This window comes from Pseudofrankia saprophytica, from assembly GCF_000235425.2.
In the GTDB taxonomy this organism is placed as follows: Bacteria; Actinomycetota; Actinomycetes; order Frankiales; family Frankiaceae; genus Pseudofrankia; species Pseudofrankia saprophytica.
This window is the reverse complement of the sequence record NZ_KI912266.1, coordinates 8,159,371-8,172,053: the sequence shown is the minus strand read 5'-3', so window position 1 is coordinate 8,172,053 and position 12,683 is coordinate 8,159,371. Positions and strand designations below refer to the sequence as shown.

The following is a 12,683-nucleotide window of genomic DNA, read 5'->3' as shown; positions in this document are numbered from 1 at the left end:
ATCGTAAGGACGATCAGTGGCGCGCGCGGCGCTTCCGCGCTGTCGGGTAGCGGCTACTGGCTGGACCGGCCCCAACGCGCCCCGGCACAGGTCCGTGGGGCGCGCCGGTGCCCGACGGGCTGGCGCCGCGCGCCAGCCTCAGCGGCCGGCGCGGGTGGGTGGGCGGCGCGGTGCCCTGGTGTGGCGGCCGTCGGGGTCGGCGGCGCTCGTGCCGGGGCGGCGGGAGTAACGGCCCGCTCGGGTGACGAAGGCGGCCAGCACCCGGCGCAGGGCCACCCCGGCGGCGTCGGCGCGGATGCTGACCTCCTCGGCCAGCTCCCCGTCGCCGCTGATCAGCGGCAGGCCGTCCAGGGTGAACTTCTCCTGCAGCGCCAGGTCCTCGTCCAGGATCTCCTGCTCGAAGCGGGCGGCGTCGCGCAGGCGTCCCGCGTCGCCGCCGAGGTCGTCGCGCAACAGCCGGGTGTAGACCCTGGTCGCGCCCTCGTCCTCGGGCTGCAGGCAGAAGTGGATCGCGCTGGTGATCCCGGCGTCCGGGTACTCGAGGCGCAGCCGCAGCATGAACGGCGGGCGGAACACATAGGTGGACACGCGCCGCTGCACGAGCGGCCGGATCCCGGCGGCCACCCCGGGATCCTCGGGGTTGGCGACCTCCTGCTCCAGGGTGACGCAGAAGCCGTCCCCGTCCGCGTCGACGCGGTACGGCGGCACGACCATGTCCTCGCCCGCGCCGATCGTGCCGGCGTGCACGAACGGGAAGTGCGCGGTGTCGAGGAAGTTGTCGGCGAGCAGGCCGGCGGCGGCGGTGGTGCGCGACGGCTCCAGCGAGATCGAGTCGAAGGCGTCGTCCGCGTCCTCCGGCAGCTCCATGATCTCCGAGAACGGCTCGTCCGGAGCCACCCAGACCAGGCCGTACCGCTCGGTCACACCCCAGGCGGCCGTGGCGCGGGCACGGCGCGGAGCGGGCACCCCGGGACCGAGCGCGGGCACCGCGACGCAGTCGCCGCCGGCGGCGAACCGCCAGCCGTGGTACGGGCAGACGAGCGTCTCGCCGTCGACCCGGCCGGCGGACAGCGGCGCGAGCCGGTGTGGGCAGCGGTCCTCGAAGGCGGTGACGGCGCCGTCGAGCCGGGCGAGCACCCAGGGCTCACCGAGCAGGCGCACCCCGAGCGGCTGGTCGCCGAGCTCGGTGGAGAGGGCTACGGGGTGCCAGCCGTGCCGCAGCGCCGGGTCCGTGTTCGTCAGACGGCGTGACACACCCACCTGCCTCCCTGCCCCCGTGATCGTCATCGCTGTCCGGTCGCCTGCGCCGGGTCGTCGGCCGGGTGGGCGGTCCTTCCGCACATCATCCACGCTCCCGGGCCTCGCCGAGGCTTAACCGACGTTCAGTGACGTAACACGCTGTGAGCATTCCCGGCCGTCCCCGGCGCCCGCGCTCGGGCGCCGGCCTGAACACGTCCGTAACCTGCGGGTCCTATCGTCGACGGTCGAACGGCTCGCGCAGATAGGCGGCGTTCGCGCCGCTCGCGCTGGTCAGGGCCCTGTACCCGGTGTCGGCGGCTGTGCCCAGCCACCGGCTGCCGGTGGCCTGAACCTTGCGCATGCTTACGGAGAGCGACAGGCGGGAGGGCTGGCCAGGTGACAGGCAGCACGGCCGCGCTGCACAGGCCGGGCACGGTGGGGGAGGCGGTCCGGATGCTCGCCGAGGTCGGCGACGCGGAGCTGCTCGCGGGCGGCACGGACCTGGTACCGGCGATGCGCGCCGGCACGCGCCGGCCGCGCGCGATCGTGGCGCTGCGCCGCGTCGTCGAGCTGCGCGCCCGGGGCGTCGGCGCGGACGTGCTCACCATCGGCGCCGGGGTGACCTACGCCGAGCTCGCCGACTGGGCTCCCGCGCCCGGGCTCGCCGCGACCGCCAGGGCGGTCGGCTCGGCCCAGATCCGCAACGCCGGCACGGTCGGTGGGGCGCTCGGCTCGGCGAACCCGCGTGGCGACCTGCTCACCTTCCTGACCGCCGCCGGCGCGGACGTGCTGACCTGCTCGGCGCGCCGCGGCCCGCGCGCCACGCCGCTGGGCAGCTTCCTCGCCAGCACCCGGGCACCCGGCCGCGGTGAGCTGGTGACCGCGATCCGCGTCCCGCGCCCCCGAGGACCGCAGGCCTTCCTCAAGATCGGCGGCCGGCAGGCGGCCTATCCGACGCTGGTCTCCTGCGCGCTGGTCGTGGACCAGACCAGCGGTCAGGTCGGCTGCGCCGTCGGTGGCGTCGCCGCGACGCCGCTGCGCGCCACCGAGGCCGAGAGCTTCGCGACGGCCGAGATCGACTGGACGTCCCCCGCAGGGACGTCTCCGGGAGGAACGCCGCCCGGAGGGGGCGACGCGGCGCGGGCCGCCGTCGCGCGCCGCTTCGGCGCGCTGGTCGCCGACGCGGCCCGCGGCGCGGCGGCTCAGCTGCCGGAGGGGCCGCGAGACCCGGCGGCATACCGCTGGCACGCGGTCGGGGTGCTGGCAGAGCGGGCGCTCGCCCGCTGCCTGGCCTCCGGAGACGACCAGCGGCCTGGCACGCCGGCCGAAGGAGGAGCGAAAATGCCGCACCTTCGCTCCTGCGGGGGCGATCAGGGGCCTGGCGGGTCGGCGAGGGGACGGAGCCGGTGAGGGCCGTGGGGACGGACGAGGACGGCGGTCCCGGCGGGGGCGTGCCTGCCCGCCGGGTGCTCGACCGAGGGAGCGCGGGCCGCCGCGGCGATGCCATCGGCTACACCGACGAGGCCACCGAGGCCGGCCCGGTCACCCGGCCGTACCGCCTGCACGTCGACGGCCGGCTGCGCACCGTGACGGGCTCCTGGCTCGGCGACTCCCTGCTGACCGTGCTGCGCGAGCGGCTCGGGATCACCAGCGTCAAGGACGGCTGCGAGCAGGGGCGCTGCGGGTCCTGCTCGGTGCTGCTCGACGGCCGGCTGGTCGCCGCCTGCGCGACGCTCGCCGCCGACGCCGTCGACGCGAGGGTGACGACGCTCGCCGGCCTGCCGGCCGATGGGCTGGCCCCCGCCGTGCGGGCGGCCTTCCTGCGCCATGGCGCGGTGCAGTGCGGCTTCTGCACGCCCGGCTTCGTCGTCGCCGTCACCGACCTGCTGGGCAGGTGTCCGGAGGCGGACGAGGACGAGCTGCGCGAGGCCCTGGCCGGCAACATCTGCCGCTGCACCGGCTACGGCCGGATCATCGCCGCCGTCAGGGCCGTCCAGGCAGAGCTGGCGGCAGGCGCGGCAGGCGCGGCGGACGCGGCGGACGCGGCGGACGCGGCGGACGCGGCGGGCCAGGGCGGCGGTCGCGCCGCCGGCCGCTCGGACGCTGATCGCGCGGGAGAGCGATGAGCATCGCACCGCCGCCGCCGCCGGGGCGGGGCGGGATCGGGCGGTCGACCCTGCGCCCGGACGGGCCGGCCAAGGTGACGGGCACTTTCCCCTACGCCGGGGACCTAGCGTTGCCCGGCATGCTGCATGCCCGCACGCTGCGCAGCCCGCACGCGCGCGCCAGGATCCGTGCCGTCGACACCTCGGCCGCGCTGCGGATCCCCGGCGTCGTCGCCGTCGTGACCGCGGCCGACGTCCCCGGGGTCGCCACCTTCGGGCTGATCGGACCCGACCAGCCGGTGTTCGCCGCCACCGAGGCCCGCTACGCCGGCGAACCGGTCGCGGCCGTGGCCGCCGTCGACGCCCGCTGCGCCCGGCGCGCGCTCGCGGCGATCCAGGTCGACTACGAGCCGCTGTCACCGGTCACCGACCCGGAGCTGGCGATCGCGCCCGGCGCCGAGCCGCTGCATCCGGGCAGCCCCGGCTACGGACCGGGCGCCCCGTTCAGCGACCCCGGCCACCCCAACCTCTACCGGCAGATCGACATCCGCCACGGCGAGACCCCCGACCTCGTCGGCGAGGTCGTCGTCGAGGACACGTACGTCTTCGGCATGCAGGACCAGGCTTTCCTCGCCCCGGAGGCCGCGCTGGTCACGCCCGCCGCCGACGGCGGCGTCGACATGGCCGTCGCCACCCAGTGGCTGCACTCGGACCAGGAGCAGATCGCCGCCTGCCTCGGGCTGCCGGAGGAGCTGGTCCGGCTCACGCTGGCCGGTGTCGGCGGCGCGTTCGGCGGGCGCGAGGACGTCACCCTGCAGGTCCACGGCGCGCTGCTGGCGCTGGCCACCGGGGCGCCGGTGCGGATCGCCTACGACCGCGTCGAGAGCTTCCTCGGCCACCCGCACCGCCACCCGGCCCGGATGTGGTTCCGGCACTCGGCGACCCGGGATGGCGACCTGGTCGCCGTCCAGGCCCGGGTCATCCTGGACGGCGGGGCGTACGCGTCCAGCTCGCGAGCCGTGATCTCGAACGCGGTCACCCACGCCGCCGGGCCCTACCGGGTGCCGAACGCCCACCTCTACGGCGCCTCCGTCCGGACGAACAACCCGCCGTGCGGGGCGATGCGCGGCTTCGGCGTGCCGCAGGTGACCTTCGGGCATGAGGCGCAGATGGACAGGCTCGCGGACAGGCTCGGGATGGACCCGGTCGAGCTGCGGGCCCGCAACGCGCTCGCCGCCGGCGACATCCTGCCGACGGGGACGCCGATCCCCGGCCCGATGCCGGCCCGCGAGCTGATCGAGCTGGTCGCCGCCCGCCCGCTTCCGCCGCCGCTCGACCCGGCGGCCCCCGGCGTGGGCAGCGGCCTCGCGCTGCCCGGCGGCCGGCCGGCCGGCGCCGAGCCGTCCCGGGTGCGCCGCGGGGTCGGCTACGCGCTCGGCATCAAGAACCTGCTGTTCTCCGAGGGTTTCGACGACTCGTCGGTGGCGCGGGCGCGCCTGGAGATGGGGCCGGACGGTGTCCCGCGGGCCTGGGTGCACACCGCCTGCGCGGAGGTCGGGCAGGGCTTCGTCACGATCGCCGGGCAGATCGCGCGCACCGAGCTCGCCGTCGAGGAGGTGGTGCTCGCCCCGGCGGACACCGCCGTCGGCAGCGCCGGCTCCACCAGCGCCTCCCGGCAGACCTGGATGAGCGGCGGAGCGGTACGCGGCGCCTGCGCCGCCGTCGCCGACCGGCTGCTCGCCAGGGTGGCGCGCGGGCTGGGCCTGCCGCCGTCGGTGCTGGAGGCGCCTCGCCGGGTCCTCAGCCTGCGCGACGGGGAGATCATCGGGCCCGAGGTCGGCGCGCGGATCCCGCTCGCCGAGGCGCTCGCGGACGGGCCCGTGGAGGCCGAGTACACCCACCACCACCGGCGCACCGAGGCGCTCGACGAGCGCGGTCAGGGCGACGCGCACGTCGCCTACGCCGCGGCGGCGCACCGCGCGGTCGTCGACGTCGACCTCGACCTGGGGCTGGTCCGAGTGGTGTCGCTGGCGCTCGCGCAGGACTGCGGGACCGTGCTCAACCCGCTGTCGCTGCTCGGCCAGGTCGAGGGCGGCACCGCGCAGGGCCTGGGCGTCGCGGTGATGGAGGAGCTGGTCACCGTCGACGGCGTCGTCGTCAACCCGACCTTCCACGACTACCTGCTGCCGACCATCGCCGACGTGCCCGACCTGGACTTCGTCGCGGTCACCTACCCGCAGCCCGACGCGCCGTACGGGGTCAAGGGGGTCGGCGAGGCGCCGACCGGCACGGCCACCCCGGCGGTCGTGGCGGCGATCCGGGCGGCCGTCGGCCGCGACCTGCGCCGCGTCCCGGTCCGGCCGGCGGACCTGGTGATGCCGTCACCCGCTGACCCGGCTGGGGCCACTGGTGACATGGCCACTGGTGACACAGGATGGGAGGACGATGGCGACTGAGCCAGCCGCGCCGGCGCTCGCGCTGCCGGAACGAGTAGAGGTGCTGCGCTCACGGCGGGTCGTGACGCCGCGCGGTGTGATCGCCGCCGCGGTGCACGTCGCGGGTGGGCGGATCACCGCGATCACCGGCCCGGACGAGACCAGCCCCGGCGCCGCCGTCACGGACCTCGGAGACCTCGCCCTGCTGCCCGGTGCGGTCGACGCGCACGTGCACGTCAACGAGCCGGGCCGCACCCACTGGGAGGGCTTCGCGACCGCCACGAGGGCCGCGGCCGAGGGCGGCGTGACGACGATCATCGACATGCCGCTGAACTCGATCCCGCCGACCACGTCGGTGGCCGCGCTCGAGGCCAAGCGGGCCGTGGCGGCCGGGCAGATCTCGGTGGACGTCGGCTTCTGGGGCGGGATCATCGGCGCCGACGCGACCAACGTCCGCGACCTCGCCGAGCTGCACGACGCCGGCGTGTTCGGTTTCAAGGCGTTCCTCGCCCCGTCCGGGGTCGAGGAGTTCCCGCACGTGTCGATGGAGGCGCTCGCCGCCGCCGCGAGGCACACCGCCCGGCTCGGCGCGCTCACCGTCGTCCACTCCGAGTCGCCGACCGTGCTGGAGGCGGCGCCGCCCGCCGCCGGGCGCGCGTTCGCGAGCTGGCTGCGTTCCCGCCCGCCGGCCGCCGAGACGGAGGCCGTCGCCGCGCTCGCGGCACTCGCCGCCGGGACCGGCGCCCGGCTGCACGTGCTGCACCTGGCGGCGGCCGGGGCGCTCGACGACGTGCTCGCCGCCCGCGACGCTGGGCTGCCGCTGACGGTCGAGACGTGCCCGCACTACCTCAGCTTCACCGCCGAGGAGGTCCCGGACGGCGCGACCGAGTTCAAGTGCGCTCCGCCGATCCGGGAGCGCGCGAACCTGGAGCGCCTGTGGGACGGCCTGGCCGAGGGGTTGTTCGTCGGCGTCGTCTCCGATCACTCGCCCGCGAGCCCGGACGTCAAGGCGGTCGACACCGGCGACTTCGGTGCCGCCTGGGGCGGCATCGCCTCCGTCCAGCTCGGCCCGCGCGCGGTCTGGACCGGCGCCCGCCGGCGTGGCCACGGTCTGGCGGAGCTGGCTCGCTGGGTGGCCACCGGGCCCGCCGACCATGCCGGGCTCGCCCACAAGGGGCGGATCGCGGTCGGCGCCGACGCGGACCTCGTGGTGTTCGACCCGGAAGGGTCCGCTGTGGTGGACGTCGCGACGCTTGCCCACCGGCACCCGATTACCCCCTACGCTGGAAGAACGCTGGACGGCATCGTCCGCGCGACCTACCTGCGCGGCCAGCGGGTCGACGGCGGCCGCCCCCCGCGCGGCCACCTCCTTACCCGAGCCGGATGACCCTGTTCGCTGCCCGAGAAGACGGACAGATATTGAGCACGCGTCACCCGGGCATACGGCTGGGTGACGCAGGGAGAGGACATACCCCGGATGGCTGACGCCCCCGACCTGACCAATCTCGTCGACCTCGCCGGCGCGCGGCTTGGCGGCTCGGTGGTTGCTGTCAACGACGAGTTCTTCGCGTTCGCCGAGCGGATGCTGCTGCCGGAGCCGCCGATCGTGCGACCGGGAGTGTTCACCGAGCGCGGCCAGTGGACCGACGGCTGGGAGACCCGGCGTCGCCGGGTGCTGCCGGGAGCCGACTGGGCCGTGGTCCGCCTCGGCGTGCCCGGCATCGTGCATGCCATCACCGTCGACACCACCCACTTCACCGGCAACGCGCCGGAGGCCGTGGAGATCCAGGGCGCCACCGTCGGTGGCTACCCGGCGCCCGAGGAGCTGCTCGACGAGTCGGTCCAGTGGGTGACGCTCGTGCCGCGCACCCCGGTGAACGCGGACTCGGTCAACGTGCTGCCCGTCGAGGGCTCCGGCCGGTTCCGGATCACCCACCTGCGGCTGACGATCTACCCGGACGGCGGCGTGGCCCGGCTGCGCGCCCACGGCGAGGTCGTGCCCGACCCGCGGCTGCTCGACCGGGTGACCTCCGATCTGGCCGCCACCTACCTCGGCGGCGTGGTCGTCGCCGCCAGCGACATGCACTACGGCGACCGGCACAACCTCAACGCCTCCGGCGAGGCCCGGGTGATGGGCGAGGGCTGGGAGACCCGGCGCCGGCGGACCCCCGGCTACGACTGGGCGGTGATCCGCCTGGCGACGACCGGGCGGATCGTGCGCGCCGAGGTCGACACCCGCCACTTCCGCGGCAACGCGCCGCGCGCCGTCGCGCTCTGGGCGGCCAACGCGCCCGAGCTGTCCTCCTCCGACGACGTCTCGGTGATCACCGACTGGCGCCCGATGCTGCCACCGACCAGGACCCAGCCGAACACCAGGCACCTGTTCGACCTCGACACGCCGATCGAGGCGACGCACGTGCGGGTCGACGCGATCCCCGACGGGGGTCTCGCCCGGCTGCGCCTGCTCGGCGCACCGACCGAGCGGGGCCGCGAGTCGCTGGCGATGCGCTGGCTGGACGCGCTCTCGCCCGCCGCGGCCAAGGAGGAGCTGCTCGCCTGCTGCGGTTCGGAGGACTGGGCGGACGCCGTCGTCGCCCGCCGGCCGTTCGGCACCCTCGACGAGCTGCTCGCCGTCGCCGAGCAGGAGTGGTGGCGGCTGACCGAGTCGGCGTGGCTCGAGGCGTTCACCGCGCACCCGCGGATCGGCGAGCGCCCGGCCGTCGCGTCGGCCCCGCCGACCTCGGCGCGCGCGACCGTCGTCGGCCTGGACGCCCCGCGCCGCGAGCAGGCGGCGATGGACTCGGCGGCCGCCGAGGTCCGCGCCGCGATGGCCGAGGGCAACGCGGCCTACGAGGAGCGCTTCGGCTACATCTTCCTCATCCGCGCAGCGGGACGGAGCGCCGAGGAGATGCTTTCCCTACTGCGGGAGCGCCTCGAGAACGACCCGGCACGCGAGCTGCGGGTGGCAGCCGGCCAGCAGGCGGAGATCACCGCCATGCGGCTGCACCGGCTGATTACGGGCTCCTGACGAAGGAGGCGGCCTCCCCGGGAGGCAGCGCGGTCCTGGGCCTGGGACGGCAAGACACCGCTCGAGGAAGGCCTTGCCTTACATGGGATTTTCCACTGTCGGTGGGCTCCTCGGGAGCCCTAGCATCAGCTGTGGTGCAGCCCGGACGGTCGTCGGGGGGTCGTTCCTCCGGGCGCCCGATCTCCACGGCCTGGTCCGTCAAAAATACGGGAGGTGACGGCCCGGGTCGTGGAGGACCGCCTCGCCGCCGCTTGCGGTGCGGTGCGGTGCCGGCTATGCGGCGGTCCGGCACGGGGCCGCCGCATAGCCGGCCACGTATCGCGGCCACGCTCAACGACCGGGCGCGGCGGCCGGGCGCGGCGGTCAGCGGCCCGGGGCACCGCCGGGGCTGTCCGCTGGCGGTGGCGCCGGCCGGGGCTCGGCTGCCTCATCCCGGCGCGGTGGCGAGGTGGGCAGCGGGAAGAGCGGGGGGTCGCTGGAGCCGCGCAGACCCAGGTAGATGCCGGCGAGTTCCGCGCGGGAGGTGACGCCATGCATCCGGTACAGCTCCCGGGCGACGTTCTCGGCGTGCCCCTTCGACATGTAGAGCTCCCGGGCGATGGACTCGAAGTCGTCCCCACGCAGGATTCTCGTCAGCAGTGCCTGTTCTCGGTCCGTCAGTGGCCGGCCGCCCGCCCCGCCGGCCGCCGGCCCCGGACTCGCGCGAGCGTCGCCGCTCCCCACAGCGGCCGCGGCGGCCACCCTGGTGATCGGCGGCGCATCACCCGGGTGGGTGGCGACCGGAGCGGTCCTGACCGCCGCCCGCCCGCGCAGGGCGGCGATCAGCTCGCGGCACCGGCGCGAGTACGTCGCGGCGCCCAGCGCGTCGAAGACGTCGAGCGCGGCGGTCAGCTCGGCCGCCGCCTTGGCGTTGCGGCGCCGGCGCCGGTGCACCTCGGCCGCGCGCAGCCGGGCCTGGGCCGCGGGGAACGGCATGCCCAGCGCGTCGGACTCGGCGGCCGACCTCTCGAACAGCGCGACCGCCTCGTCGTGGCGGCGCTGGCCCGTGAGCAGGACGCCGTGCGCCCTGGCCACGAGCGCGAGCGTCACCGCCGAGCCGCGGGTACGCGCGTCGGCATCGAGGCTCGCAAGCTCGGCCTCGGCCTCGGCGAACCGGCGCAGCCGGGAAAGCGCCTCGATGTAGAGGTGACGCCACTCGAAGACACCGGGCGGGCGCGCGCCCGCCGGGTTTGCCAGCGCCGCGACCCGCGAGCAGGCTTCGACGACACCGTCCGGGTCGTCGAGCGCCGCGGCCAGGTGCGCGGCGGTGGTGGTGCGGTAGCCGCAGATCGACGCCACGCCCTCGACGTCGTACTCGGCCGCCCGGGCCAGCATCCGACCGACGGTGGCCGCGTCGCCGCGCGCCGCCGGGACGAGCGCGGCCGTGGCGTGGACGACCGGCAGCCCCCAGAGGTGCCCGGCCGACTCGGCGAGCGTGATGCTGTCGCGGCCACAGGCGAGCGACTCCTCCCAGCGCCCGGACCGGAAGGCCGCCTCCGTGTAGTGGATCATCCCCATGAAGCGCTGGTGCAACGGATCCTGCGGGGTGTAGGTCTCAGGGTGCAGGTCCGCGACGGCGCCCTCCAGGTCCCCGGACCACAGCCGCACCGCGCCGCGGCCCACCCGGATCGTCATGTGGGTGTGTGGAGTGGGGTCGAGCAGCCGCTCGCCGGCGGCCAGTTCGGCGAGCGCCCGTGCGCCGTCGCCGGTCGCGGCGGTAAGCGCCGACGCGGCCAGCGCCAGCCCCTGCGCCCGCATGGGGGACGGCGCACCCGTCTCGTCGAACGCCCGTCGGGCCCAGGTCTGGGCCGCGTTGTTGAACCCGGCCAGGATGTAGGCCTGCGCGACCCCAGCGGCGCTCTGTGCGGCGGTCTCGGTGTCACCGCGGGCGCGGGCGGCCTCCCAGCTGGCCATGAAGCCGAGAACGCCCTGTTCGGCCCGGTTGGCCAGCAGGTCCAGGTGCGCCCGCACATAGAGCTGGCGGGGCGAGCCGTCGACCTGGTTACCGCCGTCGGTGCTCTGACCGTCGGCACCGTCGTCCGCGGCCAGCGCCGCCGTGGCCTCGGCGCGTTCGCCGGCCTGGAGGAACGACATCGCCGCGTCGAGGCGCAGTGAGCGAGCCTGAGCGCGGTCCGGGGTGATCGAGGCCGCGAGCAGCAGATGGTCGGCCGCCCAGGCGTAGCGCCCGGAGGCGGACTCCGACTCGGCCAGTTTGATCAGCTCGCCGGCGAGCTCGCTGTCGGGGGTCAACGCCGCGGCGGCCCGGTGCTCCAGCGCGGTCGCGCGGTCGGCGGACGCCGCGGCCACCGCCAGATGCAGCGCGGACCGTTCTTCCAGGTCGACGGCGTGGTAGATCGTCGCCCGGACGACCGCGTGCGGTGGCACGACCCGCAGCGCCGGCGGCGCTCCGACGGTGCCGACCAGGTCGTGGCGCACCGCCTGCGCGAGAGCGCGAGCCGGCTCGGTGATCCCGGCAAGCGTGGCGATGTCCGTCAGGCCGCCGCTGCGGCCGAGCACCGCGACGACGGCGGCCAGCGCTCGGCCCTCCGGCGGGCAGGCGGCCAGGTCGCGCTGGACCAGCGATGCCAGCGACTCCGGCGCCCGCGGCGCGCTGACCGCGCTTTGGCTGATCCCCTCCCAGCGCTCCTCGCCGTCGGCGGTGAGCAGTTTGCTGATCCACAACGGGTTGCCCTCGGTGGCCTTGACGAGGTAGCGCAGCCGGCGGGGTGGGGGCGGGGGGAATCCGCGGGCGACGCACAGGTCGGCCAGCTCCGTCTCCCCGAAACCTGACAGGTCCAAGGCCAGGCCCGCGACCGCGGCGCGCCGGCGCACCCCGTCCAGCCAGGGGGAGTCGTGCGGTCGGCCGGCGATCAGGACCAGCAGCGGCAGCCTGCCCCCGTGCAGCAGCAGGTGTCCGATGGCGCGCAGCGACGGGGCGTCGCACCAGTGGACATCGTCGATCCGCAGCACCATCGGACCGGCGGCGCAGCAAAGCTCGGCGGCGCGGGTGAGCAGCTCGCCGGTCTCGCGGATCCGCTCCGCGACCGCGCCGGCCGCCACGTCGGGGAGGTCGGCCTCGAACGTGCCGGTGGCCCTCATCCCGTCGATGTCGATGTCCCGCCCGCTCGGGGCGGCCGGAGCGGCGACAGCCGGCAGCCGGGGGCCGTGGTGGCGGCCGAGACCCGGGGCGGCCATGGCGGCCATGGCGGCCGGGCCGTTGCCGGCGCCGGCCGGTCGCGCGGCTGGAACCGGCGCGCCCGCGGCGGCGCCCGTCTTCGGCACGCGCGTGAGCTGGTCCAGCAGCCGGTCGGCCAGGTCCAGATCATGAGTGCGGGCACCGTACACGGCCTCGACCCGGACGATGGTCGGCTTGGGTGTTCCGGGCGGGAGATCGCCCTCGACGAGCCCGCCGAGAAACCAGTCGAGCAGCGTCGTCTTGCCGATGCCGGGCGGCCCTTCGGCGAGCACGCACCGCAGGCCGGTGGCGACGGCCGCTGCGTACTGCGCGGCTAGCAGGCCGAGTTCAGACACGCGACCGACAAAACGCACCATCTGCCCGCCTCGACCCACTCCACGTCGACTGTTCCGGCTCAGCCCCCCGTTCCCGTCCCGTCCCGACCGACCTCCGCATCTGGATCCCGCCGGATCGGCTTCGCCGATCTGACTGGTCCGGATTCGATTCTGGACTTACCGGCGGATCCTAGCCGCTTAGTGGCCACATGGTGACGTAGACGACTCGCTGTGGTCGTGGGCCCGTCTCGGACTGGTCGGCATACGCGTGCGGCCAAGCCCGCGCGTCGAGCCGCCGGCACCGGAACCGCAGGTCACCGGGTCGGC

General features: G+C 75.7%; 8 protein-coding genes. 5 read left to right on the top strand and 3 right to left on the bottom strand.

Features of this window, described 5'->3' with window-relative positions:
• Nucleotides 1-138: 138 nt before the first annotated feature.
• The gene (locus FRCN3DRAFT_RS0234480) at nt 139-1,254 is read right to left on the bottom strand and encodes an aromatic ring-hydroxylating oxygenase subunit alpha (RefSeq protein WP_007515194.1); all 1,116 of its coding nucleotides are present in this window, start codon (nt 1,252-1,254) and stop codon (nt 139-141) included.
• A gap of 217 nt (nt 1,255-1,471) precedes the next feature.
• Nucleotides 1,472-1,600 (bottom strand): hypothetical protein, encoded by a 129-nt coding sequence (locus FRCN3DRAFT_RS57270; RefSeq protein ID WP_269799845.1) that lies wholly within the window; start codon nt 1,598-1,600, stop codon nt 1,472-1,474.
• Between the two features lie 35 nt (nt 1,601-1,635).
• On the opposite strand from FRCN3DRAFT_RS57270, the gene FRCN3DRAFT_RS0234470 reads away from it, so the two are divergent.
• From FRCN3DRAFT_RS0234470 to FRCN3DRAFT_RS0234450, 5 genes are all read left to right on the top strand, one after another.
• Entirely contained in the window at nt 1,636-2,649 is a 1,014-nt protein-coding gene (locus FRCN3DRAFT_RS0234470) for an FAD binding domain-containing protein (protein WP_007515195.1), read from the top strand.
• A gap of 5 nt (nt 2,650-2,654) precedes the next feature.
• Nucleotides 2,655-3,365 (top strand): (2Fe-2S)-binding protein, encoded by a 711-nt coding sequence (locus FRCN3DRAFT_RS47655; RefSeq protein WP_425343329.1) that lies wholly within the window; start codon nt 2,655-2,657, stop codon nt 3,363-3,365.
• On the top strand, nt 3,362-5,800 hold the full coding sequence (gene pucD, locus FRCN3DRAFT_RS0234460; protein WP_007515197.1) for a xanthine dehydrogenase subunit D: 2,439 nt from the start codon (nt 3,362-3,364) through the stop codon (nt 5,798-5,800). Before FRCN3DRAFT_RS47655 ends, pucD begins: the two co-directional genes overlap by 4 nt.
• Nucleotides 5,790-7,166, top strand: a complete 1,377-nt coding sequence (gene allB / locus FRCN3DRAFT_RS0234455; RefSeq protein WP_007515198.1) for an allantoinase AllB — start codon at nt 5,790-5,792, stop codon at nt 7,164-7,166. The genes pucD and allB overlap by 11 nt, the downstream gene beginning before the upstream one ends.
• A 90-nt stretch (nt 7,167-7,256) precedes the next feature.
• Nucleotides 7,257-8,807, top strand: a complete 1,551-nt coding sequence (locus FRCN3DRAFT_RS0234450) for an allantoicase (protein ID WP_007515200.1) — start codon at nt 7,257-7,259, stop codon at nt 8,805-8,807.
• Between the two features lie 363 nt (nt 8,808-9,170).
• Here the strand turns inward: FRCN3DRAFT_RS0234450 and FRCN3DRAFT_RS0234445 are convergent, their stop codons facing one another.
• Complete coding sequence (locus FRCN3DRAFT_RS0234445; protein WP_007515201.1) at nt 9,171-12,398, bottom strand: AAA family ATPase; 3,228 nt, start codon at nt 12,396-12,398, stop codon at nt 9,171-9,173.
• Nucleotides 12,399-12,683 lie beyond the last annotated feature (285 nt).

Excerpts from the sequence above, each read along its gene's own strand:
- FRCN3DRAFT_RS57270 (WP_269799845.1), bottom strand. The coding sequence starts at position 1,600 with ATGCGCAAGGTTCAGGCCACCGGCAGCCGGTGGCTGGGCACAGCCGCC.
- pucD (WP_007515197.1), top strand. The coding sequence starts at position 3,362 with ATGAGCATCGCACCGCCGCCGCCGCCGGGGCGGGGCGGGATCGGGCGG.
- allB (WP_007515198.1), top strand. The coding sequence starts at position 5,790 with ATGGCGACTGAGCCAGCCGCGCCGGCGCTCGCGCTGCCGGAACGAGTA.
- FRCN3DRAFT_RS0234450 (WP_007515200.1), top strand. The coding sequence starts at position 7,257 with ATGGCTGACGCCCCCGACCTGACCAATCTCGTCGACCTCGCCGGCGCG.
- FRCN3DRAFT_RS0234445 (WP_007515201.1), bottom strand. The coding sequence starts at position 12,398 with ATGGTGCGTTTTGTCGGTCGCGTGTCTGAACTCGGCCTGCTAGCCGCG.